The sequence below is a fragment of the Allobrachymonas wangyanguii genome (assembly GCF_045055315.1).
GTDB classification, from domain to species: Bacteria; Pseudomonadota; Gammaproteobacteria; order Burkholderiales; family Burkholderiaceae_C; genus Brachymonas; species Brachymonas wangyanguii.
Map to the genome: position 1 here is coordinate 1,129,779 of NZ_CP173677.1, position 26,612 is coordinate 1,156,390.

Annotated in this window: 22 protein-coding genes, 1 tRNA gene and 1 riboswitch; of the genes, 17 read left to right on the top strand and 6 right to left on the bottom strand. The window is 63.8% G+C overall.

Annotation, left to right across the window (positions count from 1 at the left end; all coding sequences use genetic code 11):
• Positions 1-19: 19 nt before the first annotated feature.
• Both ACI3EV_RS05465 and ACI3EV_RS05470 read left to right on the top strand, forming a co-directional pair.
• Positions 20-1,306: a DNA repair exonuclease gene (locus ACI3EV_RS05465; RefSeq protein ID WP_337691991.1), complete on the top strand. Its 1,287-nt coding sequence runs from the start codon at positions 20-22 to the stop codon at positions 1,304-1,306.
• A complete protein-coding gene (locus ACI3EV_RS05470; RefSeq protein WP_337691990.1) occupies positions 1,306-4,767 on the top strand; it encodes an AAA family ATPase in 3,462 nt (1,153 codons plus the stop codon). Before ACI3EV_RS05465 ends, ACI3EV_RS05470 begins: the two co-directional genes overlap by 1 nt.
• Before the next feature lie 6 nt (positions 4,768-4,773).
• Here the strand turns inward: ACI3EV_RS05470 and arsC are convergent, their stop codons facing one another.
• Complete coding sequence (arsC, locus tag ACI3EV_RS05475; protein WP_337691989.1) at positions 4,774-5,178, bottom strand: arsenate reductase (glutaredoxin); 405 nt, start codon at positions 5,176-5,178, stop codon at positions 4,774-4,776.
• A gap of 108 nt (positions 5,179-5,286) precedes the next feature.
• Positions 5,287-5,391, top strand: a riboswitch (SAM-I-IV-variant riboswitch).
• 152 nt (positions 5,392-5,543) lie between these two features.
• Here arsC and ACI3EV_RS05480 point away from each other — a divergent pair.
• Complete coding sequence (locus ACI3EV_RS05480) at positions 5,544-5,729, top strand: hypothetical protein (protein ID WP_337691988.1); 186 nt, start codon at positions 5,544-5,546, stop codon at positions 5,727-5,729.
• Positions 5,730-5,806: 77 nt separating this feature from the next.
• Here the strand turns inward: ACI3EV_RS05480 and ACI3EV_RS05485 are convergent.
• The 3 genes from ACI3EV_RS05485 to ACI3EV_RS05495 form a co-directional block, all read right to left on the bottom strand.
• Positions 5,807-5,897: transfer RNA gene (locus ACI3EV_RS05485), tRNA-Ser, on the bottom strand.
• A 65-nt stretch (positions 5,898-5,962) separates the two neighbouring features.
• Positions 5,963-6,883, bottom strand: coding sequence for an SPFH domain-containing protein (locus ACI3EV_RS05490; protein ID WP_018714007.1), 921 nt, complete (start codon positions 6,881-6,883; stop codon positions 5,963-5,965).
• 61 nt (positions 6,884-6,944) lie between these two features.
• Complete coding sequence (locus ACI3EV_RS05495) at positions 6,945-7,379, bottom strand: NfeD family protein (RefSeq protein ID WP_018714006.1); 435 nt, start codon at positions 7,377-7,379, stop codon at positions 6,945-6,947.
• 260 nt (positions 7,380-7,639) lie between these two features.
• Here ACI3EV_RS05495 and ACI3EV_RS05500 point away from each other — a divergent pair, with 260 nt between their 5' ends.
• The gene (locus ACI3EV_RS05500; protein ID WP_329770309.1) at positions 7,640-9,997 is read left to right on the top strand and encodes an arginine/lysine/ornithine decarboxylase; all 2,358 of its coding nucleotides are present in this window, start codon (positions 7,640-7,642) and stop codon (positions 9,995-9,997) included.
• Positions 9,998-10,106: 109 nt separating this feature from the next.
• On the opposite strand, the gene fabI is transcribed toward ACI3EV_RS05500, so the two are convergent.
• Complete coding sequence (gene fabI, locus ACI3EV_RS05505; RefSeq protein ID WP_337691987.1) at positions 10,107-10,913, bottom strand: enoyl-ACP reductase FabI; 807 nt, start codon at positions 10,911-10,913, stop codon at positions 10,107-10,109.
• A 267-nt stretch (positions 10,914-11,180) separates the two neighbouring features.
• Here fabI and rimP point away from each other — a divergent pair, with 267 nt between their 5' ends.
• The 9 genes from rimP to ACI3EV_RS05550 all read left to right on the top strand — a co-directional run bounded on the left by rimP (position 11,181) and on the right by ACI3EV_RS05550 (position 23,124).
• Positions 11,181-11,771: a ribosome maturation factor RimP gene (gene rimP, locus ACI3EV_RS05510; RefSeq protein ID WP_329770311.1), complete on the top strand. Its 591-nt coding sequence runs from the start codon at positions 11,181-11,183 to the stop codon at positions 11,769-11,771.
• A 45-nt stretch (positions 11,772-11,816) separates the two neighbouring features.
• Entirely contained in the window at positions 11,817-13,304 is a 1,488-nt protein-coding gene (gene nusA, locus ACI3EV_RS05515; RefSeq protein ID WP_329770313.1) for a transcription termination factor NusA, read from the top strand.
• A 19-nt stretch (positions 13,305-13,323) separates the two neighbouring features.
• On the top strand, positions 13,324-16,296 hold the full coding sequence (infB, locus tag ACI3EV_RS05520; protein WP_329770314.1) for a translation initiation factor IF-2: 2,973 nt from the start codon (positions 13,324-13,326) through the stop codon (positions 16,294-16,296).
• Between the two features lie 6 nt (positions 16,297-16,302).
• On the top strand, positions 16,303-16,674 hold the full coding sequence (gene rbfA, locus ACI3EV_RS05525) for a 30S ribosome-binding factor RbfA (RefSeq protein WP_329770315.1): 372 nt from the start codon (positions 16,303-16,305) through the stop codon (positions 16,672-16,674).
• A gap of 1 nt (position 16,675) precedes the next feature.
• On the top strand, positions 16,676-17,686 hold the full coding sequence (gene truB / locus ACI3EV_RS05530) for a tRNA pseudouridine(55) synthase TruB (RefSeq protein ID WP_329770316.1): 1,011 nt from the start codon (positions 16,676-16,678) through the stop codon (positions 17,684-17,686).
• Between the two features lie 36 nt (positions 17,687-17,722).
• Positions 17,723-19,552 carry a translational GTPase TypA gene (gene typA, locus ACI3EV_RS05535; protein ID WP_337691986.1) on the top strand — a complete coding sequence of 610 codons (1,830 nt, stop codon included), beginning with the start codon at positions 17,723-17,725 and terminating at the stop codon, positions 19,550-19,552.
• A gap of 71 nt (positions 19,553-19,623) precedes the next feature.
• Positions 19,624-20,613 carry a DMT family transporter gene (locus ACI3EV_RS05540; RefSeq protein ID WP_405198048.1) on the top strand — a complete coding sequence of 330 codons (990 nt, stop codon included), beginning with the start codon at positions 19,624-19,626 and terminating at the stop codon, positions 20,611-20,613.
• Positions 20,610-21,740: an enoyl-CoA hydratase/isomerase family protein gene (locus tag ACI3EV_RS05545; protein WP_337691984.1), complete on the top strand. Its 1,131-nt coding sequence runs from the start codon at positions 20,610-20,612 to the stop codon at positions 21,738-21,740. Before ACI3EV_RS05540 ends, ACI3EV_RS05545 begins: the two co-directional genes overlap by 4 nt.
• 19 nt (positions 21,741-21,759) lie before the next feature.
• The gene (locus ACI3EV_RS05550; protein WP_329770320.1) at positions 21,760-23,124 is read left to right on the top strand and encodes a TrpB-like pyridoxal phosphate-dependent enzyme; all 1,365 of its coding nucleotides are present in this window, start codon (positions 21,760-21,762) and stop codon (positions 23,122-23,124) included.
• 81 nt (positions 23,125-23,205) lie between these two features.
• On the opposite strand, the gene smpB is transcribed toward ACI3EV_RS05550, so the two are convergent.
• Entirely contained in the window at positions 23,206-23,685 is a 480-nt protein-coding gene (gene smpB, locus ACI3EV_RS05555; protein WP_329770321.1) for an SsrA-binding protein SmpB, read from the bottom strand.
• Positions 23,686-23,795: 110 nt separating this feature from the next.
• Between smpB and ACI3EV_RS05560 the strand changes: the two genes are divergently transcribed.
• From ACI3EV_RS05560 to guaB, 4 genes are all read left to right on the top strand, one after another.
• Positions 23,796-24,236, top strand: a complete 441-nt coding sequence (locus ACI3EV_RS05560; protein WP_329770322.1) for a type II toxin-antitoxin system RatA family toxin — start codon at positions 23,796-23,798, stop codon at positions 24,234-24,236.
• Entirely contained in the window at positions 24,229-24,591 is a 363-nt protein-coding gene (locus ACI3EV_RS05565) for an RnfH family protein (RefSeq protein WP_329770323.1), read from the top strand. Before ACI3EV_RS05560 ends, ACI3EV_RS05565 begins: the two co-directional genes overlap by 8 nt.
• A gap of 29 nt (positions 24,592-24,620) precedes the next feature.
• Positions 24,621-24,956 carry a hypothetical protein gene (locus ACI3EV_RS05570; RefSeq protein WP_329770324.1) on the top strand — a complete coding sequence of 112 codons (336 nt, stop codon included), beginning with the start codon at positions 24,621-24,623 and terminating at the stop codon, positions 24,954-24,956.
• A 114-nt stretch (positions 24,957-25,070) separates the two neighbouring features.
• Positions 25,071-26,540, top strand: a complete 1,470-nt coding sequence (gene guaB, locus ACI3EV_RS05575; protein ID WP_337691983.1) for an IMP dehydrogenase — start codon at positions 25,071-25,073, stop codon at positions 26,538-26,540.
• Positions 26,541-26,612: the final 72 nt, after the last annotated feature.

Genomic DNA, 26,612 nt, shown 5'->3' on the forward strand with positions numbered 1-26,612 from the left:
CACTGTTGCGAGTCTGCCCATGAAGTTCCTCCACGCCGCCGATATCCACCTCGACAGCCCCTTGTGCGGCCTGTCAGCCTACCCGGACGCTCCGGCGGAACGCCTGCGCACGGCTACGCGCTCGGCTTTCGTGCGATTGATCGATACGGCACTGGCCGAGCAGGTCGATTTCCTGGTCATTGCCGGTGATCTGTATGACGGTGGCTGGAAGGACTTCAACACCGGCCTGTTCTTTGTGCGCCAGATGGGGCGGCTGCAGCAGGCTGGCATCCCGGTCTATCTGCTGCATGGCAACCACGATGCTGATAGCGACATGACCAGCCGGCTGGTGTTGCCGGAGAACGTCCACGTTTTCAGCAGCCGCAAGGCACAGACTTTCCGTATCGATGCCTTGCGCGTGGCGCTGCATGGTCACAGTTTCCGCACGCGCGAGACGCTGGACAATCTGCTGCCTGGCTATCCCGATGCGGTGGCCGGCTGGTTGAATATCGGCGTGCTGCATACGGCGCTGGAGGGCTATAGCGCCCATGCGCGCTATGCGCCATGTTCACTGGCCGAACTGCAGGCGCGCGGCTACCAGTACTGGGCGCTTGGCCATGTGCACGAGCAGCAGCTGTGGGAATTGCCCGATTGCACCATCGCCTTTCCGGGCAACCTACAGGGCCGCCATGTGCGCGAAACCGGCGCGCGTGGTGCCTTGCTGGTGCATGCTGAAGAGGACCGCATTACCCGGGTGCAGCCGCTGGAACTGGATGTGCTGCGTTGGGCTGTGCTGGAGGTCTCCGTGGCGGAAGCGGATACCTTCGAGCAGGCCGTGCGTCTGGTCGGACAGTCCCTGCAGCAGCTGCTGGCGGCCTTGCCGGACGGGCATCCGGCGGCGGTGCGTGTGCGGCTGCAGGGCGCTACAGCGGCGCACGCTGCGTTGCTGGCGCGTCAGTCCCAGTTGCGCCAGGAGGTGATTGGGCAGGCGGTGGCACTGGATGCCGACCGGCTCTGGATCGAGAAGGTGCAACTGGCCAGTTCGCCGCTGGAGCGCCAGGCTCTGGACGATGCCGACTGGCAGGACACGCTGCAGGAGCTGGACCAGTTGATGCAGGTGGCGGCGCAGGACCCCGACTGGCTGAAACAGCGCGCCGACATGGTGCAGCAGGCGCTGGGCAAGGTACCGAATGAGGTGTTGCAACAGGAGCCTGATCTGGCTGCCCTGCTTGCCGATACCGCTGCAGCATTGCCCGCCTGGCTGACGCCATCGGCAGAGTTGCTGCAGGCACGCCTGCAGCAGGATGATGCAGGAGGGCAGAGCTGATGCGTATCCGCGAATTGAACCTGATCCGCTACGGCAAATTCACCGATCGCCAGATCCGGCTGCCGGAAGCGGCCTGCGACATCCATCTGGTGGTTGGTCCGAACGAAGCCGGCAAATCCACCTTGCGCAAGGCGATTGCCGATTGGCTCTACGGCATTCCGGCGCGTACACCGCTGGATTTTCTGCACCCCAAGCCGGATCTGCGGCTCGGCGGCGTCCTGCAGCGCGGCAGCGAGCAGCTGGCGTTTGACCGCATCAAGGCCAACAGCAAGACGCTGCGTGATCCGCAAGATGACCGCGTGATTGCCGATGCCGCATTGGCCGATTGGCTGGCCGGGCTGGACCTGCAGGCCTTCGAGCGCATGCAGGCGCTTGATCACGACACCCTGGTACAGGGCAGCGCCGACATGCTGAACGCATCCGGTCAGCTGGGGCAGCTGCTGTTCCAGTCGGCCGCCGGCCTGCAGCACCTGGGCCAGCTGGTGCAGGGCCTGCAGCAGGAGGCCGATACGCTGTGGGCGCCGCGCAAGTCCAGCAACCGCGTCTTCTACCAGGCGCAAGACGCCTTCAAGACCGCCACGCAAGTGCTCAAGGAGCACACGCTGCGCAGCAGCGACTGGAAGAAACAGCAGGGCGAGCTGCAGCAAACGCAGCAGCAACTGCAACAGGCACGCGAGCGCATGCAGCAGCTGGAGCAGCAGATCCAGCGCCTGCGCCGTATCCGGCAGGCCGCGCCGGCGCTGCAACTGCTGGATGAACAGCAGCAGGTGTTGGACGCACTGCTGGCGCAAGGCGTGGCACCGGACCTGCCCGGAGATGCCGCCAGCACCCTGCAGCAGGCACAACAGGACCAGGCCCTGCTCGATGCCGAGCAGCAACGTCTGCAACACAGCTGTGCGGAACTGGAGCGGCAGCTGGCCGGTATCGTGCTGCCACAGGCCTTGCTGCAGGCTGCCGAGCAGATCGAGGCGCTGCAGGACAACAGCAAGCGCTACCGTGACCACGCACGCGATCTGCCGCTGCGCCGCCAGGAATACCGGCAGCAGGAACAGCGCCTGCAGGAACTGGCCAGCGACCTGGGCTGGAGCGGCCTGAGCACCGAGGCGATTGCACAAAGCCTGCCCGGCATGCCGGTGCGATTGCGCCTGCAGCAACTGCTCAAGCGTGCCTCCGGCATCGCCAATGCGCTGACGGTGGCCAACAAGGCCTGCTCCCAGCTGCAGCAACGCCAGCAACAGGCGCAGCAGGAGCTGGACGCGTTGACGCTCCAGCCCGTCAGCGCCGAACTGCACGCAGCCATGCAACAGGCGCTGGCGCTGGGTGATGCCGTCACGCGCCAGCAGCAGCTGTCGCTGCGGCTGCAACAGCTGCAACAGCAGATCGACAACGCGCTGCAGGCGCTGCCACATGCTCCGGAATCGCCGCAAGCCCTGCGCAGCATGCTGCCGCCAACCCAGGTGCGCATCGAGCAGCTGCAACAGCAACAGCGGGATGATGTGCGCGAGCAGCGCCAGCTGGAACAGACCTTGCTTGGCCTGCAACAGGAGGTGGACAGCCGCCATCTGACGCTGGAGCAGCTGGTGCGCACGCACCAGCCGGTATCGCACGGGCAGGTGCAGGCGGCGCGTGATGCGCGTGATGCCCTCTGGCAGCAGTTGCTGCAAACGCCGAGCCAGCGGCTGTCCCAGGCCGACACCTATGCCGAATCGGTACGCACAGCCGATACGCTGGCCGATACCCGCATGGCCACGGCGCAGCACGAAGCTGATCGCCTGAGCCTGCAGCTGCAGCAGGAAAAACAGCAGCAGCTCATCCGTCAGCGCCAGCAGGAGTTGCAGGCACTGGCACAGCGTCAGGTGCAGCTGCAGCAGGACTGGCAGGCCTTGTGCCAGGCTGCCGGCATGCCGGCGCTGACGCTGGATCAGGCCAGCGCCTGGTTGCAGCAGCGGGAGCAGATCCTGAAACTGCTCACGGATCTGGAAGAACAGGAATTGCAGGCGCAGGTGCTGCAGCAATCCCTCGACAGCAGCCGCGCGCAACTGCAGCAGGCGCTTGGTGGAGAAGCGCAGGGCCTGTCCTTGCCGGCCTGCCTGCAACAGGCGCAGCAACGCAGTGCCGCCTGGGAGCGCAGCCAGGGGGAGCGCCAGCGTCTGCAGCGCGAGTTGCAGCAGCTGGCGGTGTCGCAACAGGCAACCGTGCTGGAGCAGGAGCAGGCCCGGACAGCCTGGGAAGACTGGCAGCAGCAGTGGCAAGCAGCCTGTACAGATGCCGGATACAAAGAATCCATTCCTGATCAGGATCAGATAGAGCGTTATCTGGACATATCCATGGATATGCAAAACCGGCTGCAAACCATGCAGCAGCTGGCCAGCGAGCGCATTGGCACCATGCAGGCTGACCTGGATGCCCTGGCGCAACAGGCGCAGGCGTTGCAGCCGTTGGCACCGGAGCTGTCCGGCCTGGCCGCCGATGGCATGGCACGCGAACTGTTCCAGCGCCTGCAGCAGGCGCGCGAGCAGCAGGCGGCGCAGCAGCGGCTGCAAGCCCAGTGCGCCGAACAGCATCGGCAGCTGGAACAGGTTCGGGTGCGCCAGTCACAGTTGCAGGCGCGTCTGCAACCGCTTTACGCCGCCGCCGGTGTGTCCGACATGACGCTGCTGGCACAGGTAGTGAGCCGCTTCACGGCGCAGCAGGCCCAGCGTCAACGCTGTGAACGTGATCGCGAAGAACTGCTGCGCCATGCCGGTGGCCTGAACCTGGAGCAGCTGCGGGCAGAAGTTGCCGCGCAGGAGCTGGACAGTCTGCCGTTGCACTTGCAGCAGGCGCAGGATGATTACGAGAACGTGCGCGGCCAGCTGTCGGAGCTGGGCCGGCAGGCGGGCACGCTGGAGGCCGGTCTGCAGAGCCATGCCGGACAGCAGGATGCCGCTGTGGCAGAGGCACGTCGCCAGGAGGCGATCACGGATATGGCCGAGGCCATGCGGGGCTGGCTGAAGCTGGAGCTGGCCGGCCAGCTGTTGCAGTGGGCCACCGGGCAGTACCGCGAGCGCCATCAGGGGCCGATGCTGCAGCGCGCTTCCGCCATGTTCCGCACGCTGACACTGGGTGCGTTCGAGCGCCTGATCGTGGAGCTGGACAAGAACAAGTCGGAGCTGCGCGGCGTGCGCGCCAACGGTCAGCAGGTGGAGGTGTCCGGCCTGAGCGAAGGCACGCGTGACCAGCTCTATCTGGCGCTGCGACTGGCCGCACTGGAACTGCAGCACGGGCCGTCCGCCCGGGTGCTGCCGCTGATTGCCGACGATGTGTTCATCAACTTTGACGATGCACGCACCGCCGCCGGCCTGCAGGTGCTGGGCGAGCTGTCACGCCAGCGCCAGGTGCTCTTCCTGACGCACCATGCGCATCTGGTGCCGCTGGCGCAGCAGGTGCTGGGCCAGCAGCTGAACGTGATCGAGCTGTAAGCCGGCTCAGGGCTGCACGACTTCGCCGTTTTCCTTGGTGAACGGGCCTTGCTGTGCTTGCGGCAGGATCTCCAGCACCTGTTCGCAGGGGCGGCACAGGCGCACGCCCTTGGCCGTGGCCACGATGGGGCGGTTCATCAGGATCGGGTGCTGTTCGACAAAGCCCAGCAGCTCGGCATCGCTCCACTTGGCGTTGCCCAGGTCCAGCTCCTGGTACACCGCTTCCTTCTCGCGCAGGATGTCGCGCACATGGGAGCCCATGCGCTGCAGCAGGGCCTGCAGCTCGGCAGCCGTCAGCGGCGTTTTCAGGTATTCGACGATGACTGGTTCTGCGCCGCTGTTGCGGATCAGGCCCAGGGTGTTGCGCGAACTGCTGCATCGGGGGTTGTGGTAGATGGTGATGTCGCTCATGGCAGGGCTCCTGTGTACGGATGGAGGAATGGGGCGATTGTCGCTGCAATGCGATGCCTGCGGGTTTGCACGGACTTGACTCTGCTGCGGCGCCCGGCATAATGAAACCATATACATCAGGAGTCGGGCATCTTGCCCGCACCAACCTGCCTCCCGGGGCAAGGTGGTATTGCCAAGCAGATGTGGCCAGCAATGGCAACCAAGCCGGAACAGAAAGCCCTCCGGCCTGTGGCCCGAGGGCTTTCTGCATGGTGTTTCCGGTATAGCGGGGCTGGCCTCCCGTCCGCCGTCTGGCGGGAAACGGCCCGGGTGATTTATCCCGACTTGCCACCCGTAGTCAGACCAAACGCTAAAAGGAGTTTTTCATGTCCGCACCCCGTTTTCATCCCGCCATTCCCGTACCCACCTTCGACTTCGAGCAGGAATCGCTCGCCTTGTTCGAGCGCCTGCGTCGCAGTGCCGCAGCACCGCAGGCACAACAGCCCTGGCAGGAGCTGCAGGGCGAGTGGCGTGATCCGCGCCATCTGAGCTGGGAGCGGCTGGCGGCCTGAGACTGGCCTGCGAGCCGCCAGGCAAGATGCCAAGGAAAAGCCCCGATGCTCTTGCAAGTCATCGGGGCTTTTGTATCTGGCGGAGAGAGAGGGATTCGAACCCTCGGTAGGCTATTAACCTACACACGCTTTCCAGGCGTGCGACTTAAACCGCTCATCCATCTCTCCGTGGAAACCGGGATTCTAGCACTACTTCTGCGCTGCGGCAAAGGTTGACGCAAAAAATTTGTGCCTCAGGCCTTGTCACCCTGTTGGGCCTGCACCACCTTCATGGCCGAGGCGATCAGCGAGGACATTTCCGTCATGTTGGACGGTACCACCAGCGTGGTGCGGGCTTCGGAGGCCAGCTTGCCATAGGCATCCACGGCACGCTCAGCCACCTTGAGCTGTACGGCCTGGTCGCCACCGGGCTGGCGGATGGCGGCGGCAATGCGCTCGATGGCGTCGGCAGTGGCATCGGCCACCGCCTGGATGGAAACGGCTTCGCCTTGGGCGGCGTTGATGGCAGCCTGCTTTTCACCCTCGGAGCGCGAGATGAAAGCGGCGCGCTCGCCTTCGGCCAGGTTGATCTGCTCCTGCTTCTTGCCTTCGGATGAGGCAATCAGGGCGCGTTTTTCGCGCTCGGCGGTGATTTGCGCCTGCATGGCGCGCAGGATTTCGGCCGGCGGCGTCAGGTCCTTGATCTCGTAGCGCAGCACCTTGACGCCCCAGTTCAGCGCCGCCTCGTCAATCGCATTGACCACCTGGGCGTTGATCATGTCGCGCTCTTCAAAGGTCTTGTCCAGTTCCAGCTTGCCGATCACGCTGCGCAGCGAGGTCTGCGCCAGCTGGGTGACCGCCACGATGTAGTTGCTGGAGCCATAGCTGGCACGCATCGCATCGGTGACCTGGAAATACAGGATGCCGTCCACCTGCAGCTGCGTGTTGTCGCGCGTGATGCAGACCTGGCTGGGTACGTCCAGCGGGATTTCCTTCAGGCTGTGCTTGTAGGCAACGCGGTCGATGAACGGGATCAGGAGGTTCAGGCCGGGGTTGAGCGTGGCATGGTATTTGCCCAGGCGCTCTACCACCCAGGCACTCTGCTGCGGCACCACCTTGACCGATTTGGCTATGAAAATGATGGCGACGACGAGCAGGATGATGGCGTATTCCATGAAAACTCCTTGTGGAAAATGCGAAAGGGGGCAGGGCGACTATAGCCCGGGCGTATGACGATCAGGCTTCCGGGCTGAGTACCAGCTGGCTGCCGCGGATATCGGTGACGGTATGGCGGCCGGTCACTGTCGGCTGCTGCGGGTTGGCCGCCACCGCCTGCCAGCGTGCACCACGGTACTGTACCTGGGTCGTGCCGTCCGGCAGCCAGGCCTCGACCATGACGGTGCTGCCGATATCCAGCTTGTTGCGCGTGGCACTGCGATCGGGATCGGCCGCCTGTTTGCGCCGCTTGCGCAGCAGGTACCAGCCGACGGTCAGCAAGGTACCGGACAGGGCGGCCACCACCAGCTGGGCCGGCAGCCCCAGTCCCAGATGCGCCATCAGCGCGCCTACCACGGCGGCCAGCGCCATCATCAGCAGGAAGAAGGTACCGCTCAGCAGCTCCGCGCCCAGCAGCAGGACGGCGGCAATCCACCACAGGGTTGAGGTTTCCATCGTGTTGCGTCCTCCGGTTGCAGCAGTGCACCTGCGGGCTGCAGGGGCATGCCCTATTGTCATATGGTTGTGACGACCTTGTTGGATCATCGGTGCAGCCACAGGTTCCCGCAACGTTGTCGCACTGCAGCATCAGTACGACAGCCTGGCGGGTTTTGACATTTTTCTGCACCTGTTTCGCTGTGCAGCCACTATGATGTCGGTTATTCGATACAGGCCGTTCTTGCGGCCTGTTTTGCCATGCCAAGGAGAACTCCCCCGTGAAATTCCGCTTCCCGATCGTGATCATCGACGAAGACTACCGCGCCGAAAACATTTCCGGCCTGGGTATCCGCGCCCTGGCCGAGGCCATCGAGAGTGAGGGCTTCGAGGTGGTAGGCGTGACCAGCTATGGTGACCTGACCCAGTTTGCCCAGCAGCAGAGCCGCGCCAGCGCCTTCATCCTGTCGATCGACGACGAGGAATTCACTGATGTCAACAGCGATAACGACGTCAGCCTGGCGGTCGAGAACCTGCGCAACTTCATCGAGGAAGTGCGCCGCAAGAACGAGGATGTGCCGATCTACGTCTACGGCGAAACCAAGACCAGCCGCCACCTGCCCAACGACATCCTACGCGAGTTGCACGGCTTCATCCACATGTTCGAGGACACGCCCGAATTCGTGGCCCGCCACATCATTCGCGAGGCCAAGGCCTATCTGGAATATATCCAGCCGCCGTTCTTCAAGGCGCTGCTGGACTATGCCGAAGATGGTTCCTACTCCTGGCACTGCCCCGGCCACTCCGGCGGTGTGGCTTTCCTGAAATCACCCATCGGCCAGATGTACCACCAGTTCTACGGCGAGAACATGCTGCGCGCCGACGTCTGCAACGCGGTCGAGGAACTGGGCCAGCTGCTGGACCACAACGGTGCCATTGGGGAATCCGAGCGAAATGCTGCGCGCATCTTCAATGCCGACCATTGCTTCTTTGTCACCAACGGCACCAGCACCAGCAACAAGATCGTCTGGCACCATACCGTGGCCGCCGGTGACGTGGTGGTGGTCGACCGCAACTGCCACAAGTCCAACCTGCACGCCATCATCATGACTGGCGCGATTCCGGTGTTCCTGAAGCCGACGCGCAACCACTTCGGCATCATCGGTCCGATTCCGCAAGAGGAATTCAGCCCCGAAGCGATCCGCGCCAAGATTGCAGCCAACCCGCTGCTCAAGGGCGTGGACCCGGATACGGTGAAGCCGCGCATCCTGACGCTGACGCAATCCACCTACGACGGTGTGCTCTACAACACCGAGACCATCAAGCAGATGGTGGACGGTTTTGTCGACAACCTGCACTTTGACGAGGCCTGGCTGCCGCACGCGGCCTTCCACCCGTTCTATGGCACCTTCCACGCCATGGGCCGCAAACGCAGCCGTCCGTCCAAGACCATGGTGTATTCCACGCAGTCCATCCACAAGCTGCTGGCCGGTATCAGCCAGGCCAGCCATGTGCTGGTGCAGGATTCGCAGGAGCGCAAGCTGGACAGCTACCTGTTCAACGAAGCCTACCTGATGCACACGTCGACCAGCCCGCAGTACAGCATCATCGCCAGTTGTGACGTGGCAGCTGCCATGATGGAGCCGCCGGGCGGCACCGCGCTGGTCGAGGAAAGTATTGCCGAGGCGCTGGACTTCCGTCGTGCCATGCGCAAGGTCGAGCAGGAATTCGGCAACGACTGGTGGTTCCAGGTCTGGGGTCCGGAAAGCTTTGCCGACGAGGGCATGGGCCGCGCCGACGACTGGATCATCCGCAGCGGCGAACCGGACGACCAGTCTTGGCACGGTTTTGGCGACCTGGCCGATGGCTTCAACATGCTGGACCCGATCAAGGCGACCATCGTCACGCCGGGCCTGCGCATGGACGGCACCTTTGACGAAACCGGCATTCCGGCCAGCATCGTCACCAAGTACCTGGCCGAGCATGGCGTGGTGGTCGAGAAGACCGGCCTGTACAGCTTCTTCATCATGTTCACCATCGGCATCACCAAGGGCCGCTGGAACACCATGCTGACTGAGCTGCAGCAGTTCAAGGATGATTACGACAAGAACCAGCCGATGTGGCGCGTCATGCCGGAGTTCTGCCAGTCGCACCGCCGCTACGAGCGCATGGGTCTGCGTGACCTGTGCCAGCACGTGCACACGCTGTACGCCGAGTACGACATTGCCCGTCTGACGACCGAGATGTACCTGTCCGAGCTGGCCCCGGCGATGACGCCGGCCGATGCCTACGCGCACATCGCGCGCCGCCGCACCGAGCGCGTCGAGATCGACCAGCTGGAAGGCCGTGTCACCGTTGGCCTGCTGACGCCGTACCCGCCGGGTATCCCGCTGCTGATCCCGGGCGAGGTGTTCAACCGCAAGATCGTCGACTACCTGAAGTTTGCGCGCGAGTTCGCCCGCAAGTGCCCGGGCTTCGAGACCGATATCCACGGCCTGGTCGAGCAGGTCGACGAGAACGGCGAGCGCCGCTTTTACGCCGATTGCGTGGCCGAAGGCGAACCCAAGCAGGCGCCGGCGCTGACCATGGATGACATGATCCAGACGCAGCACCATTCGCCGTTCTCCAGCAACTTCTGAGCGGGCAGGGCGCTGCGGCGCCCGTTCCCGGTAGCTGCCGGCTTAGCACATGAAAAAAGCGCCCTGACCAGACGGTCAGGGCGCTTTTCTGTTGTTCAGGCCAGGGCGATCAGGCCTTGTCGTAATCGGAACCCAGGCCAGCCGTCTGGCTGAAGCCGCAATCGACATAGCTGATCTCGGCCGTGACGCCGGAAGCCAGATCGGACAGCAGGAAGGCGCAGACGTTGCCGACTTCCTCGATCGTCACGTTGCGGCGCAGCGGGGCGTTGGCCGCCATGTAGGCCAGCAGCTTGCCGAAGTCCTTGATGCCGCTGGCAGCCAGCGTCTTGACCGGGCCGGCGCTGACGCCGTTGACACGGATGCAGCGGCCGTCTTCCATGCGGCCGAGCGATTCGGCCATGTAGCGCACGGAAGCTTCCAGGGCGGCCTTGGCCACGCCCATGGTGTTGTAGTTGGGGATGGTGCGCACTGCGCCCAGATAGGTCAGGGTCAGCACCGAAGACTTGTCATTCAGGTAGGGCAGGGCCGCCTTGGTCATGGCCGGGAAGCTGTAGGCGCTGATGTCCAGGGCGGTCTGGAAGTTATCGCGTGTCATGCCGTCCAGGAACTTGCCGGAGATGGCTTCACGCGGGGCAAAGCCGATGCTGTGTACAAAACCGTCGAACTTGGGCCAGGTCTGGCTCAGGTCGGCGAACAGCCGGGCCACGGATTCGTCACTGCCGACATCGCATTCAAATACCAGATTGCTGCCAAATTCGGCGGCAAATTCGGTGATGCGGTCCTTGAAGCGCTCGCCCACGTAGCTGAATGCCAGTTCGGCACCTTGCTCGTGGCAGGCCTTGGCGATGCCGTAGGCAATGGAGCGGTTGGAGAGGAGGCCGGTAATCAGCAGCTTCTTGCCGGTCAGAAAACCCATGGAGTGTGTCCTTTTTTGCTATTGTGGATGGCCGCGCGCGACAGCGGCAGGCCTTGTATGTCATTTTATCGCCAAGGGCTTGTCCCGTGCAGGCGGATCGTCTATAATACACGCTTATCACCATCAAGCATAAAAGCAATATGGGTCGGTTTTCAACCGCCCATTTTTTTTGTCCAAGCTGGTGGATCGCCTTGCAAGACGCTTGATTTTTTCATTGTAATCAACGGCTTGCAGCATTCAATCAATCACAGGGATCAGGATATACGCGTGGCATTGCAGGAATTGGTGGAACAAACCGTACAGGGCTTGGGGCTGGACCTCGTGGAAATCGAGCGCGCCGCCGGGGGCGTGTTGCGCATTACCATCGACTTGCCGTGGCTGCCCGAGCATGCCGAACTGCCCGAGCAGTTCGTCACCATCGAGGATTGCGAGCGTGTCTCGCGCCAGCTGCAATACGTGTTCGAGGTCGAGGCCGTGGATTACCACCGCCTGGAAGTCTCCTCGCCCGGCATTGACCGGCTGCTGCGCCACGCACTGGATTTCGAACGCTTCCTTGGCGAAGAGGTCGACATCACCCTGCTGGAACCCATTGGCGAGAACGAGGCCGGCATTGCTGCCAGCCGCAAGAAGTTCCGTGGCACGCTCGAAAAGACCGAAGCCGGCTGGCAGGTGGTCTGGAGCGATGCGCCGCCGGCCAAGCCCGGTGTGCGCGTGAGCAAGAAGCGTCCGCCGGCACCGCTGCAGGCGCTGGGCTTCACCCTGGACGAGATCCGCGAGGCCCGACTGGCCCCGGTGGTCGACTTCAAGGGCCGTCGCCGTGCCGTTCCCGATGCGGCCGAACCTGATTCCGAGTCCTGATACAGGCTCCAATATCCTAGCGAACAAGAAACGGAGAACCACACCATGAATCGCGAACTGCTGATGCTGGTCGAGGCCATTGCCCGCGAAAAGAACGTTGACCGTGATGTCGTCTTCGGCGCCATCGAGATGGCGCTGGCCCAGGCCACGCGCAAGTTGTATGAAGGCGAGGTGGATATCCGCGTCGCCATCGACCGTGAAACCGGTGAATACGACACCTTCCGCCGCTGGCTGGTGGTGCCGAACGAGGCCGGCCTGCAAAACCCCGACGCCGAAGAACTGCTGATGGATGCGCAGGAGCGCGTCGCTGACGTCGTCGAAGGCGATTTCATCGAGGAGCAGGTGGAATCGATGCCGATCGGCCGTATCGGTGCCATGACGGCCAAGCAGGTGGTGCTGCAGCGCATCCGCGACGCCGAGCGCGACATGCTGCTGCGCGACTTCCTGGATCGCGGCGAGAAGATCTTCAGCGGTACCGTCAAGCGCATGGACAAGGGCGACCTGATCGTCGAAAGCGGCCGTGTCGAAGGTCGCCTGCGCCGTAGCGAAACCATTCCCAAGGAAAACTTCCGCACCGGCGACCGCCTGCGTGCCATGATCATGGAAGTCGATACCACCCAGCGTGGTGCCCCCATCATGCTGTCGCGCTCCGCGCCGGCCTTCATGATGGAGCTGTTCCGCCAGGAAGTGCCTGAAATCGAGCAGGGCCTGCTGGAGATCAAGTCCTGCGCGCGTGATCCGGGTAGCCGTGCCAAGATCGCCGTGGTCGCGCACGACCAGCGCATTGACCCGATCGGTACCTGTGTCGGCGTGCGCGGCAGCCGCGTGACCGCCGTCACCAACGAACTGGCTGGCGAGCGTGTCGACATCGTGCTGTGGAGCGAGGATCCGGCCCAGTTCGTGATTGGCGCGCTGGCTCCGGCCAACGTGCAGTCCATCGTGGTCGATGAGGAAAAGCACGCCATGGACGTGGTCGTGGACGAGGAAAACCTGGCGGTGGCGATTGGCCGTGGCGGCCAGAACGTGCGCCTGGCCTCCGACCTGACCGGCTGGAAGATCAACATCATGGACGCTGCCGAGTCTGCCGAAAAGCAGGCCAGCGAGCAGCAGGAAATGCGCACCCTGTTCATGAGCAAGCTGGATGTGGACGAGGAAATCGCCGACATCCTGATCGAGGAAGGCTTTACCAGCCTGGAAGAAGTGGCTTACGTGCCGCTGCAGGAAATGCTGGAAATCGAGGCCTTCGACGAAGACACGGTGAACGAACTGCGTGCCCGTGCCAAGGATGCGCTGCTGACCATGGCCATCGCCCAGGAAGAAAGCGTGGATGACACCGCGCTCGACCTGCGTGACCTGGAAGGCATGACGCCGGAGCTGCTGGCCAAGCTGGCTGCAGCCGAAGTACATACGCGTGACGAGCTGGCCGACCTGGCGACCGATGAGCTCGTGGAGATTGCCGGCCTCGATGAAGAAGCTGCTACCGCGCTGATCATGAAGGCCCGCGAACACTGGTTCGACGAGGACCAGGGCTAAGGAAAGGGGTAAGAACACAATGACAAACACCACTGTTGCAGATTTTGCTGCCGAGCTGAACAAGAGCCCCGAGGCTCTGCTGTCCCAGCTCAACAGCGCTGGCGTGAACAAGTCCAGCGCCAGCGACTCCCTGACTGAAGCCGACAAGCGCATGCTGCTGGATTTCCTGCGCAGCAGCCACGGCAATACCGGCGAGCGCAAGAAGATCGTGCTCACGCGCCGTTCCACCAGCGAGATCAAGCAGGCCGATGCCACTGGCAAGGCCCGTACCATCCCGGTCGAAGTGCGCAAGAAGCGCACCCTGATCAAGCGTGAAGACATTGAAGCCAGCGTGACGCCGACCGAGCCGTCTGCCGACGAGCTGGAACTGCGCCGCCGCGAAGAAGAGGCGCTGCAGCAGGCTGAACTGCTGCGTCGCCAGGAAGAAGAGCTGGCCGAGAAGCGCCGCCAGCGCGAGGAAGAAGAAGCACGCCAGCGTGAAGCTGAGGAACGCGCCCGCCGCGAAGCGGAAGAGCGCGCCCGTGCCGAAGCCGAAGCACGTGCTGCCGCCGAGGCTGCCGCGGCCGAGGCTGCGCAGGATCCGGAAAAGGCGCGTGCCGAAGCCCGTGCCCGCGCCGAAGCCGAAGTCGCCGCAATCCAGCAGGCCCGCGCCGAGAGCGTCGAGCGTGCCGCTGCTGCGCGTGACGCTGCTGTCCAGCGCGAACGCGAGCAGGAGCAGGCCGCCCAGGCGGAGGAGCAGGCCCGTATTGATGCCGAGGCCGCCAAGGCGAAAGCCAAGGCCGATGCTGAAGCTGCCCGCAAGGCCCAGGCCGATGAAGAAGCCGCCCGTGCCCGCGATCTGGAAGAGCGCCGCCGCAAGGCCCTGGCCGAGGCGGAAGCCATCCGTGCCATGATGAACGCGCCGGCCAAGGTGCTGACGGCCAAGAAGCCGGAAGAGCCGAAGCCGACCAAGGGCACGCTGCACAAGCCGGCCGCTGGTGCCGACAAGGCTGCCGCCAAGCCGGCCGCCGCAGGTGCCGACAAGACGGCCGGTACCAAGGAAGTCAAGTCGGCCAAACTGTCCTCCAGCTGGGCTGGCGACGGCGAGAACAAGAAGCGCGGCGAAATCAAGACGCGCGGTGACACCACGGCCAACAGCCGCGGTGGCAACAACTGGCGCAGTGGTCCCAAGGGCCGTCGCGGCGATCGCCGTGGCCACCAGGAAGACCGCCAGCCGCAGGCACCGGTCGAGTTCAAGCAACTCGAGATCCATGTGCCTGAGACCATCACCGTGGGCGAACTGGCCCACAAGATGGCGATCAAAGCCTCCGAGGTGATCAAGGCCCTGATGAAGCTGGGCCAGATGGTGACCATCAACCAGTCGCTGGACCAGGACACCGCCATGATTCTGGTGGAAGAACTGGGCCACGTTGCTGTACAAGCAGCCCTGGACGATCCGGAAGCCTTCACCCAGGAAGAAGTGGAAGCACAAAGCGCAGAACTGCTGCCGCGTGCCCCGGTGGTGACCGTGATGGGCCACGTGGACCACGGCAAGACCTCGCTGCTGGACTACATCCGCCGCGCCAAGGTGGCGGTGGGCGAAGCCGGCGGCATCACGCAGCACATTGGTGCCTACCATGTGGAAACCGAGCGTGGCATCGTCACCTTCCTGGACACTCCGGGCCACGAGGCGTTTACCGCCATGCGTGCACGCGGTGCCCAGGCCACCGACATCGTGATCCTGGTCTGTGCCTCCGACGACGGCGTGATGCCGCAGACGCGCGAGGCTATCAAGCACGCGAAAGCGGCCGGTGTGCCGATCGTGGTGGCGCTGACCAAGGCCGACAAGCCTGAAGCCAACATCGAGCGCGTCAAGGGCGAGCTGGTGAACGAGGAAGTGGTGCCGGAAGAGTACGGCGGCGATTCCCCGTTCGTGCCGGTGTCCTCCAAGACCGGCATGGGTATCGACGAACTGCTGGAGCACGTGCTGCTGCAGGCCGAAGTACTGGAGCTGAAGGCGCCGGTGGACGCCATGGCCAAGGGCCTGGTGATCGAGGCCCAGCTGGACAAGGGCCGCGGCCCGGTGGCCACGGTGCTGGTGCAGTCCGGTACCATCAAGGCCGGCGACGTGGTGCTGGCAGGCCAGACCTGGGGTCGCGTGCGTGCCATGGTCGACGAGAACGGCAGGCCGACCAAGTCGGCTGGCCCGTCCATCCCGGTGGAAATCCAGGGCCTGACCGAAGTGCCGCAGGCTGGCGACGAATTCATGGTGCTGGCCGATGAGCGTCGTGCCCGTGAAATCGCCAACTACCGTTCCGGCAAGCTGCGCGATACCAAGCTGGCCAAGCAACAGGCGGCCAAGCTGGAAAACATGTTCGCCAACATGGAGGCGGGCGAGGTCAAGCACCTGCCCATCATCATCAAGGCCGACGTGCAGGGTTCGCAGGAAGCGCTGGCCGCATCGCTGCTCAAGCTGTCGACCGACGAGGTCAAGGTGCAGGTGGTGTACGCCGGTGTCGGTGGCATCAGCGAATCCGACATCAACCTGGCGATTGCCTCCAACGCCGTGGTCATGGGCTTCAACGTGCGTGCCGATGCCCAGGCGCGCAAGGCAGCCGAAGGCAACGGTATCGACATCCACTACTACAACATCATTTACGACGCCGTGGATGACGTGAAGGCAGCCATGGGCGGCATGCTGACGCCGGACAAGAAGGAAGAGATCATCGGTCATGCCGAGATTCGCACCGTGTTCGTGGCGTCCAAGATCGGTACCGTGGCGGGCTGTATGGTCACTTCCGGCTATGTCACGCGCAACGCCAACTTCCGCCTGCTGCGCGACAACGTGGTGATCTATACCGGCGAGCTGGACTCCCTGAAGCGCATGAAGGACGATGTGCGCGAGGTCAAGGAAGGCTTCGAGTGCGGTATCAAGCTCAAGAACTATAACGACATCAAGGAAGGCGACCAGCTCGAATTCTTCGAAGTCAAGGAAGTGGCCCGTACCCTGTAATCCCGCATGGCACAGAAGAAAGCCCCTACCAACCGCAGCTACAAGGTGGCCGACCAGATCCAGCGTGATCTGGCGGAACTGATCCAGCGCGAGCTGAAGGATCCGCGTGTCGGCATGGTCACCCTGCAGGGCGTGGAAGTCACGCCCGACTATGCCCACGCCAAGGTCTACTTCAGTGTGCTCACTGGCGACCCGGAACAGACCGAGGAAGCCCTGAACCACGCTGCCGGCCACCTGCGCAACGGCCTGTTCAAGCGACTGCACATCCACACCGTGCCGACGCTGCATTTCGTCTACGATCGTACCCAGGAACGTGCGGCGGACATGAATGCGCTGATCGCCAAGGCCGTGTCTTCGCGTTCCAAGAACGAGGATTGAGATGACGGCTGCTCCACGGAACAGGGTGCAGCGTCGCCCTGTCCACGGGGTGGTGCTGCTCGACAAGCCCATAGGACTCTCCAGCAACCAGGCCTTGCAGAAGGTCAAGTGGCTGCTGCGCGCCGAAAAAGCCGGCCATACCGGTACGCTGGATCCACTGGCGACCGGTGTGCTGCCGCTGTGCTTTGGCGCTGCCACCAAGTTCAGCCAGCTGCATCTGGATGCCGACAAGGCCTACGTGGCCACGCTGCGCCTGGGCCAGACCACGACCACCGGTGATACCGAGGGCGAGCTGCTGGACGAGCGCGAGGTACAGGCAGACGATGCGGCGGTAGCCGCCGTGCTGCAGCGTTTCCTGGGTGAGCAGGACCAGATGCCCCCCATGTATTCCGCCCTGAAAAAGGACGGCAAGCCGCTGTACGAATACGCCCGTGCCGGCATCACGGTAGAGCGCCCGGTGCGCCGCATCACGGTGTCGCGGCTGGAGCGCCTGCCGGTGCCGGACGAGATCCTGCAGCAGCATCCGGCTGGCAGCGTGATACGTATCCACGCCAGCGTCAGCAAGGGCAGCTACATCCGCACGCTGGCCGAGGACATCGGCAACGCGCTCGGCTGTGGCGCGCACCTGATCGGCCTGCGCCGGGTACAGACGGGCGTGTTCGACCTGACACAGTGCATCACGCTCGAGGCACTGGAGGCGATGCCGGCGGAACAGCGGCTGCAACTGCTGCAGCCGGTAGATATCCTGCTGCAGGGTCACAGCCCTGTCATGCTGGGCGCAGAAGATGCAGCACGCTTCCTGACTGGCTTGCGTCGCCGTGGCCCCTGGCCCGACATGCCGCTGGTGGCGGTGTATGGCCCGGCTCCGGATTGCCCGGCGCTGTTCAAGCCACCCGACCGGGTGCTGCTCGGCACGGCCCATGTACAGGCCGGCCACCTGATTCCGGTGCGGCTGCTGAGCCCGCTGGACATCCAGCAGACGCTGGCCCAGGCAAGTGATGCCGCCAGCTGACCATTTACAGACGATTTTTTACACCATTGCATTCCCATGAGCCAACAAATCCGCAATATCGCCATCATCGCCCACGTTGACCACGGCAAGACCACCATGGTCGACCAGCTGCTGCGCCACTCCGGTACCTTTGCCGAGCACGAAAAAGTGGTCGATTCCGTGATGGACAACAACGCCATCGAACGTGAGCGTGGCATCACCATCCTGGCCAAGAACTGTGCCGTGAGCTGGAAGGGCACCCACATCAACGTCGTCGACACCCCTGGTCACGCGGACTTCGGTGGTGAAGTCGAGCGCGCCCTGTCCATGGTGGACGGCGTGGTGCTGCTGATCGATGCCCAGGAAGGCCCGATGCCGCAGACCCGTTTCGTCACCAAGAAGGCGCTGGCACTGGGCCTGCGCCCGATCGTGGTGGTGAACAAGGTGGACAAGCCCGGTGCCGATCCGGACAAGGTGATCAACGCCGCCTTCGACCTGTTCGACAAGCTGGGCGCTACCGACGAGCAGCTGGACTTCCCGGTAGTCTACGCTTCCGGCATCAACGGCTGGTCCTCGCTGGAAGAGGGCGTGCCGGGCGAGCAGTGGGGCAAGGACATGTCGCCGCTGTTCGATACCATCCTGAGCCACGTCACGCCGCACGAAGGCGATGCCGATGCACCGCTGCAGCTGCAGGTCTCGGCGATTGACTACTCCACCTTCGTCGGCCGTATCGGCGTGGGTCGCATCAACTCCGGCCGCCTGCGTCCGGCGCAGGACGTGCTGGTGATGGAAGGTCCTGACGGCAAGCAGTACAAGGGCCGCATCAACCAGGTGCTGACTTTCCAGGGCCTGGACCGCGTGCAGGTCAAGGAAGCCGGTCCCGGCGACATCGTGCTGATCAACGGCATCGAGGACATCGGCATTGGCGTGACGATCACCGATCCGGACAACCCGGCTCCGGTCGAGATGCTGAAGGTGGACGAGCCGACGCTGACCATGAACTTCAGCGTCAACACCAGCCCGCTGGCTGGCCGCGAAGGCAAGTTCGTCACCAGCCGCCAGATCTGGGACCGCCTGCAGAAGGAACTGCAGAGCAACATGGCGCTGCGCGTCAAGGAAACCGGCGAGGACGGCGTGTTCGAAGTCTCCGGTCGTGGTGAACTGCACCTGACCATCCTGCTGGAAAACATGCGCCGCGAAGGCTACGAGCTGGCCGTGTCCAAGCCGCGCGTGGTGTTCCAGGAGATCGACGGCGAGAAGTGCGAGCCGATCGAGCTGGTGACGGCCGATATCGAGGAAGGCCACCAGGGCGGCGTGATGCAGGCACTGGGCGAGCGCAAGGGCGAACTGGTCAATATGGAGCCGGACGGCCGTGGCCGCGTGCGTCTGGAATACCGCATTCCGGCGCGTGGCCTGATCGGTTTCACCAACGAATTCCTGAACCTGACGCGTGGTTCCGGTCTGATCAGCAACATCTTTGACGGCTACGAGCCTTTCAAGGGCGAAATCGGCGGCCGCAAGAACGGCGTGCTGATTTCCATGGACGATGGCGAAATCTTCACCTACGCGCTGGGCAAGCTGGATGACCGCGGCCGCATGTTCGTCAAGGCCGGTGATCCGGTGTACGAGGGCATGATTGTCGGTATCCACAGCCGCGACAACGACCTGGTGGTGAACGCCACGCGTACCAAGCAGCTGACCAACTTCCGCGTGTCCGGCAAGGAAGATGCGATCAAGATCACGCCGCCGATCGACCTGACGCTGGAATACGGCGTGGAGTTCATCGAGGACGACGAGCTGGTCGAGATCACGCCCAAGAGCATCCGCCTGCGCAAGCGTCACCTGAAGGAACACGAGCGCAAGCGCGCCAGCCGCGAAACCGCCTGATGCGGTAAACCGGCATGTTGTTGCGTGCCGTCCTGCGACCACGGCTCAGCCACGGCTGGGCCGTTGTCGTCATGCTGCTGGTAACCCTGCTGTGGGCCACGGCCGGTGTCATGACGCGCCAGATCACGGATGCCAGCGGGGTCGAGGTGACGTTCTGGCGCAGCCTGCTGGCAGCGGGCTGCATTCTGCTGATCCTCCGGCTGACACGCGGCCCCGGCAGCCTGCGCCGCATTCCCTGGGATGAGCCGATGCTGTGGTTGTCCGGCTTGTGCTGGGCCGGCATGTTCACCGCCTTCATGATGGCGCTGAGCTTTACCACGGTGGCCAATGTGCTGGTGCTGTCGGCGCTCGGACCGGTGTTTACCGCCCTGGTCAGCCACTTCATCCTGAAAGAGCAACTGCCTCGCCGTACCCGCATCACGGTACTGGTGGCTGCCGCCGGCATTGTCTACATCTATGCCGCCCACCTGACGCTGGGCTACGACCGCAAGCTGATCGGCTCGCTGATTGCGCTGTTGGTGCCGGTGTGCAGCTGTGCGCAATGGACGCTGATGCACCGCGAACGCAAGCGGCTGGCCGCCTTGCGTCTGGAGCAGTCGCAGCGCGCCCATGCGGTGGCGATCAGCGAGCGCACCGAGGCCGTCAGCGCAGAGTTGCCGGGCGATAGCGTGGCGCAATTCCAGAATCCGGCGCTGGAGCTGGCACCCCCGCCGATCCAGGCGCGAGACATGGTGCCGGCGCTGGCGATTGGCGGTTTTCTGTCGGCGCTGGTCTGCCTGCCGTTTGCCTGGCCATTCCAGGCCTCCTGGCCCGATATGGGCTGGCTGGCGGCGCTCGGACTGTTCCAGCTGGCGATTCCGTGTGCGCTGGCGGTGATCGCTTCACGCGTATTGAGTGCGCCCGAGCTGTCGCTGCTGGCCTTGCTGGAGATTATTTTTGGCATACTTCTGACTTGGTGGGGTGCTGGAGAAGTCCCGGGCCCCAATGTGGTCATCGGTGGTAGCGTTGTGCTGCTGGCGCTGGCAATCAATGAAATTCTAGGATGGAGACAATCAGCATGAGTGCAAACTGGAAGTGGGCCACGCCCGATGTCCTGAGCGAGGTCCGTGGTGGCGTCGGCTTCATTACCCTGAACCGTTCCAAGGCGCTGAACGCGCTGAGCCTGGCGATGGTACGCAGCCTGTACGAGATCCTGCAGACCTGGCAGGCCGATCCGGCGATCCAGGCGGTGGCGATCCGCGGCAGCAACAAGGAGGGCGTGTTTGGTGCCTTCTGCGCCGGCGGTGATATCCGTTTCTTCCACGACCAGGCCGAGCGCGGCAACCCCGAGATCGAGGACTTCTTCACCGAAGAGTATGCACTCAACCACCTGACGCACTTCCTGGGCAAGCCCTATATCGCCTTCATGGACGGCATCGTCATGGGTGGCGGCATGGGCATCAGCCAGGGTGCGACCGACCGTATCCTGACCGAACGCACGCGCATGGCCATGCCCGAGACGCTGATCGGCCTGTTCCCGGACGTGGGCGGTGGCTACTTCCTGAGCCGTTGCCCTGGCCATAGCGGCGAATGGCTGGCACTGGCCGGCGACCACATCCTGGGCGCGGACGGCATCGCGATTGGCCTGGGTGACCATTACCTGGCCAGCAGCCGCCAGGCCGAGGTCTGGCAGGCGCTGGGTGAACAGCAGTTTGCCGATGGCGATGCCGTACGCAGCTGGCTGAAGCAGCAGATGGACGCCACGCCGGCCGAAACCGAGGCCTTTGCCGCTTCGCGCGCCGAAGCCGAAAAATATTTTGGTGCCGAGACTTTCAAGGCCATCGTGCAGCAACTCGAAGCCGATACCGGCAGCGAGTGGGCGCAGAAGTGCGCGGGCGCACTGCGCAAGCGTTCGCCGCTGCTGCTGCATGTGGTGTTCGAGCAGATCCGCCGCGGCCGCCACATGACGGTGGCAGAAGACCTGCGCATGGAGCGCGACCTGGTGCGCCATTGCTTCTTCCCGCAGCACATGGGCCGTACCATGGTCGGCAGCGAGATCATTGAAGGCGTGCGCGCGCTGGTGATCGACAAGGACAACAACCCGCAGTGGAACCCGCCGCGCATCGAGGACGTGACCGACGAGATGGTTGACGCGTTCTACGAGAGCCCCTGGCCGGCGTCCATGCACCCGCTGGCGTTCCTGAAGTAAATTCCGAGAGGTACCGGTCATGAGCAAGCAACTCAAGTACCTGCTCGACGAAGAGCAGATTCCACGCCACTGGTACAACATCCAGGCCGACCTGCCGCAGCCGCTGCCGCCGGTGCTGCATCCGGGCACAAAGCAACCGGTACAGGCCGCCGATCTGGAGCCGCTGTTCCCGATGGCGCTGATCGAACAGGAAATGACGACCGAGCGCGAGGTGGAGATCCCCGAGCCGGTACGCGACGTGCTGCGCCAGTGGCGTCCGGCGCCGCTGTTTCGCGCCCGCGCGCTGGAAAAGGCGCTGGGTACGCCGGCCAAGATCTTCTACAAGTACGAGGGCGTCAGCCCGGCCGGCAGTCACAAGCCCAACTCGGCGATTCCGCAGGCCTTCTACAACAAGCAGGCCGGCGTGCGCCGCGTGACGACCGAGACGGGTGCCGGGCAGTGGGGCACTTCGCTGGCCTATGCTGGTTCGCTGTTCGACCTGGATGTCGAGGTCTACCAGGTGCGCGTGAGCTACGACCAGAAGCCGTACCGTCGTGCCGTGATGGAAACCTATGGTGCGCGCTGCATTGCTTCACCTAGCACGCAGACCGAATACGGCCGCAAGGTGCTGGCCGAGCGTCCGGACCATCCGGGCAGCCTGGGCATCGCCATCAGCGAGGCGGTGGAAATCGCCGCGCAGAACGACGATACCAAGTACACGCTGGGCTCGGTGCTCAACCATGTGCTGCTGCACCAGAGCGTGATCGGCCTGGAAGCGATGCAGCAGATGGAAATGGCCGACTGCTGGCCGGACGTGGTGCTGAGCTGTACCGGTGGCGGCAGCAACTTTGCCGGCATTGCCTTCCCGTTCCTGGGCAGCGGCCTGCGCGGCGAGCGCCCGATGCCGCGTATCGTCGGTGTCGAGCCGAGCGCCTGCCCGTCGCTGACGCGCGGCAAGTATGCCTACGACTTTGGCGACACGGCGCAGATGACGCCCATCACCAAGATGCACACGCTGGGCAGCAGCTTCACGCCGCCGGGCTTCCATGCCGGTGGCCTGCGCTACCACGGCATGGCGCCGCTGGTCAGCCATGTCAAGGAATTGGGCCTGATGGAAGCCGTGGCCTATGGCCAGGGCGACTGCTTTGCCGCCGGCGTGCTGTTTGCGCGCCATGAGGGCATCGTGCCGGCGCCGGAATCGACCCATGCGATCCAGGGCGCGGTGCAGGAAGCGCTGCGCTGCAAGCACGAGGGCAAGGCCGAAGCCATCCTGTTCTGCCTGAGCGGCCACGGCCACTTTGACATGGCGGCTTACACGCGCTTCCTGGCGGGCGAGCTGAAGGATGATGTCTGTGACGAGGACGAGCTGGCGCGTGCGCTGGGGGACTTACCGCAGATTGACTGATCCGCTGTCGAAGCCGTAAAAAGCACAAGGCCAGGATGGTAACCATCCTGGCCTTGTCGCATGCAGGGCAGAGCAGGGCGCTCAGCGATGGCGACTCTTCATCGCCCGCTCCACCTCGCGCTTGCCCTCGCGCTCCCTGATGGTGTCGCGCTTGTCATGCTCGGCCTTGCCCTTGGCCAAGGCGATTTCGCATTTCACGCGGCCGTCCTTCCAGTGCAGGTTGATCGGCACCAGGGTATAGCCTTTCTGCTCCACCTTGCCGATCAGGCGCTGGATCTGGTCCTTGTGCAACAGCAGTTTCTTGATGCGGGCGGCATCGGCGCTGATGTGGGTGGAGGCGGTCTTGAGCGGGTTGATCTGGCAGCCGATCAGGAACAGCTCACCCTCGCGGATCACCACATAGCCGTCGGTCAGCTGCACCTTGCCTTCGCGGATCGCCTTCACTTCCCAGCCTTGCAGCACCATGCCGGCCTCGTACTTCTCCTCGAAGAAGTAGTTGAAGGCGGCTTTCTTGTTGTCGGCGATGCGGGCAGGGAGGGCTTTCTTGTTCTTGGTGGCCATGTGGAATGATGGGAAAACTTGCAGGGCGCATGCGCGCCAGTCAAAAGTATCAGATCATACGACCTTGAGCAAAGTTCCGCCATGCATACAATGGTCGAAAACAGCAATCCATGAAAAACGTACACAAATCCGTCCTCATCTGGTATAGCCCGGCCGAAATGTTCGACCTGGTGTCTGACGTCGAAAAATATCCGGAATTCATGCCCTGGTGCGATTTTGGCCGTGTGCTCGAGCGCACGCCCGATGGCATGGTGGCTGAAGTCGGCATCGCGCTGGCCGGCTTCAAGCAGAGCTTTGTCACGCGCAACCACCACATTCCGGACGAGCAGATCACGCTCGACCTGGTGCGCGGCCCGTTCTCGCAGCTCAAGGGCACCTGGCGCTTTGACAAGGTCGGCGATGGCAGCCAGCGCGCCTGCCGCATCCACTTCGACATGGAATATGGTTTCTCCAGCCGCGCCTTGGCGATGCTGGTCGGCCCGGTGTTTGACAAGATTGCCGGCAGCTTTGTCGATGCCTTCATCCAGCGCGCGCGCAAGGTCTATGGCTGATTCCGCCCTGATCCCGATCGAGCTGGCCTGGTCGCCAGCGCCGCGTACCGTGCAGTCGGAAGCCTTGCAGGTGACCGCAGGCACGACGCTGCTGCAAGCGGTGCAAGCCAGCGCCATGGCGCATCAGCCCGCCGTGCAGGCCTGGCTGCAGACGCAGGATGACTGCCTGGTTGCCAGCATCTGGGGCCGAAAGGCCACGCCGGACCAGCCGCTGCGCGCGCAGGATCGCATCGAGCTCAGCCGCCCGCTGCTGGTCGATCCCAAGGTGGCACGGCGCGAGCGTTTTGCCAAGCAGGGCGCTGGCGCTGCCGGCCTGTTTGCACGCCGCCGTGCCGGGGCCAAGCCCGGTTACTGATTCACTGTTTCACCCCACAGGAGCACCTCATGGCCCGATTCTCCATCGCCCCCGCCGCCCTGGCCCTGATTGCTGCCGTACTGGCTGGCTGTGCCGGTACCGCAGGCCATGCGCCTGCGCCCCAGGCCGCCGCTACCTGGAGCAAGCCTGGCGCCAGCAGCGCCCAGGTCGAGCAGGCGCTGCAATCCTGTGGCTATGTCGACCGCTTTGCCATTGGCCAGAAAGCCATCGGGGAACAGTTCGCCTGCATGGCCGAGCAGGGCTATGTGTTCAACCAGCCGCCGGTGCTGCTGAAGGAGCACTGCCAGGGCGCGAATATGCCCGCCGGCTGTGCGGTCTACTGGCATACACTGAATCGTCCCTGAGCCTTTTCCGCACTCGCCTGTTTGTGCGTTGCAACACGAACCGGGGTTTTCCGGGCCTGCCGGCTGACGGGGATCGCCGAAACCGTTAGAATCCTGCTTTTGGAGGAACCCCCCATGCGCCTGCTCGGCAAAGCTCTCACGTTCGACGACATTCTCCTGGTGCCCGCCTACTCCGAAGTCCTGCCCAAGGACACCTCGCTGCGCACCCAGTTCACCCGCAACATTCACCTGAACCTCCCGCTCGTGTCGGCCGCCATGGATACGGTCACCGAAGCCCGCCTGGCCATCGCCATGGCGCAAGAGGGCGGGATCGGCATCATCCACAAGAACATGACGGCCCAGGACCAGGCTGCACATGTCTCCAAGGTCAAGCGCCACGAAAGCGGCATCCTGCGCGATCCGGTGGTGATCACCCCCACCACCACCGTGCTGGAAGTCAAGCAGCTGTCCGAAGAGCTGGGCGTGTCCGGCTTCCCGGTGCTGGATGGCGGCAAGGTGGTCGGCATCGTCACCAACCGTGACATCCGCTTCGAGACCCGTCTGGACGTGCAGGTCAAGGACATCATGACCCCGCGCGAGCGTCTGGTCACGGCCCCGGAGGGCATTTCCCTGGCCGATGCCAAGGCCAAGCTGCATGAGCACAAGCTGGAGCGCCTGCTGCTGGTGAACGACGTCTTCGAACTGAAGGGCCTGATCCTAGTCAAGGACATCAACAAGCAGACCACTTTCCCGAATGCCGCGCGTGACGACAACGGTCGCCTGCTGGTCGGCGCGGCACTGGGCGTGGGCCCGGGCACCGAAGAGCGCATCGAGGCGCTGTCGGCTGCCGGCGTGGATGCCGTGGTGGTGGATACGGCCCACGGCCATAGCGCCGGCGTGATCGACCGCGTGCGCTGGGTCAAGCAGAATTACCCGCATATCCAGGTCATCGGCGGCAACATCGCCACCGGTGCCGCTGCCAAGGCGCTGGTCGAAGCTGGTGCGGACGCGGTCAAGGTCGGTATCGGCCCGGGCTCCATCTGTACCACCCGTATCGTCGCTGGCGTGGGCGTGCCGCAGATCATGGCGGTTGACAGCGTGGCAACTGCGCTGCGTGGCACGGGCGTGCCGCTGATCGCTGACGGCGGTATCCGCTTCAGCGGCGACATTGCAAAGGCGATTGCTGCCGGTGCCAACACCGTGATGATGGGCGGCATGTTCGCCGGTACCGAAGAGGCACCGGGCGAAGTGATCCTGTTCCAGGGCCGTAGCTACAAGAGCTACCGCGGCATGGGCTCGATTGGTGCCATGCAGCAGGGCAGCGCCGACCGCTACTTCCAGGAAGCCAGCAGCGGCAACCCCAATACCGACAAGCTGGTGCCGGAAGGTATCGAAGGCCGCGTGCCCTACAAGGGCTCGGTGCTGAGCATCATTTACCAGATGGCCGGTGGCCTGCGTGCCTCCATGGGCTACTGCGGCTGCGCCACCATCGATGAGATGCGCGAGAAGGCCGAGTTCGTGGAAATTACCGCAGCCGGCATCCGCGAATCGCACGTGCACGACGTGCAGATCACCAAGGAAGCGCCGAACTACCGCGCTGACTGATGGCCTGACGGCTGGTCTTCGGGCTGAGACACCTCCTTGAGGGTGGCCTCAGCCCTTTTCATTTTCTGACGG

Coding starts and splice junctions, on each gene's coding strand:
- ACI3EV_RS05465 (WP_337691991.1), top strand. CDS start 20: ATGAAGTTCCTCCACGCCGCCGATATCCACCTCGACAGCCCCTTGTGC.
- ACI3EV_RS05470 (WP_337691990.1), top strand. CDS start 1,306: ATGCGTATCCGCGAATTGAACCTGATCCGCTACGGCAAATTCACCGAT.
- arsC (WP_337691989.1), bottom strand. CDS start 5,178: ATGAGCGACATCACCATCTACCACAACCCCCGATGCAGCAGTTCGCGC.
- ACI3EV_RS05480 (WP_337691988.1), top strand. CDS start 5,544: ATGTCCGCACCCCGTTTTCATCCCGCCATTCCCGTACCCACCTTCGAC.
- ACI3EV_RS05490 (WP_018714007.1), bottom strand. CDS start 6,883: ATGGAATACGCCATCATCCTGCTCGTCGTCGCCATCATTTTCATAGCC.
- ACI3EV_RS05495 (WP_018714006.1), bottom strand. CDS start 7,379: ATGGAAACCTCAACCCTGTGGTGGATTGCCGCCGTCCTGCTGCTGGGC.
- fabI (WP_337691987.1), bottom strand. CDS start 10,913: ATGGGTTTTCTGACCGGCAAGAAGCTGCTGATTACCGGCCTCCTCTCC.
- nusA (WP_329770313.1), top strand. CDS start 11,817: ATGAATCGCGAACTGCTGATGCTGGTCGAGGCCATTGCCCGCGAAAAG.
- infB (WP_329770314.1), top strand. CDS start 13,324: ATGACAAACACCACTGTTGCAGATTTTGCTGCCGAGCTGAACAAGAGC.
- rbfA (WP_329770315.1), top strand. CDS start 16,303: ATGGCACAGAAGAAAGCCCCTACCAACCGCAGCTACAAGGTGGCCGAC.
- truB (WP_329770316.1), top strand. CDS start 16,676: ATGACGGCTGCTCCACGGAACAGGGTGCAGCGTCGCCCTGTCCACGGG.
- typA (WP_337691986.1), top strand. CDS start 17,723: ATGAGCCAACAAATCCGCAATATCGCCATCATCGCCCACGTTGACCAC.
- ACI3EV_RS05540 (WP_405198048.1), top strand. CDS start 19,624: ATGCTGCTGGTAACCCTGCTGTGGGCCACGGCCGGTGTCATGACGCGC.
- ACI3EV_RS05545 (WP_337691984.1), top strand. CDS start 20,610: ATGAGTGCAAACTGGAAGTGGGCCACGCCCGATGTCCTGAGCGAGGTC.
- ACI3EV_RS05550 (WP_329770320.1), top strand. CDS start 21,760: ATGAGCAAGCAACTCAAGTACCTGCTCGACGAAGAGCAGATTCCACGC.
- smpB (WP_329770321.1), bottom strand. CDS start 23,685: ATGGCCACCAAGAACAAGAAAGCCCTCCCTGCCCGCATCGCCGACAAC.
- ACI3EV_RS05560 (WP_329770322.1), top strand. CDS start 23,796: ATGAAAAACGTACACAAATCCGTCCTCATCTGGTATAGCCCGGCCGAA.
- ACI3EV_RS05565 (WP_329770323.1), top strand. CDS start 24,229: ATGGCTGATTCCGCCCTGATCCCGATCGAGCTGGCCTGGTCGCCAGCG.
- ACI3EV_RS05570 (WP_329770324.1), top strand. CDS start 24,621: ATGGCCCGATTCTCCATCGCCCCCGCCGCCCTGGCCCTGATTGCTGCC.
- guaB (WP_337691983.1), top strand. CDS start 25,071: ATGCGCCTGCTCGGCAAAGCTCTCACGTTCGACGACATTCTCCTGGTG.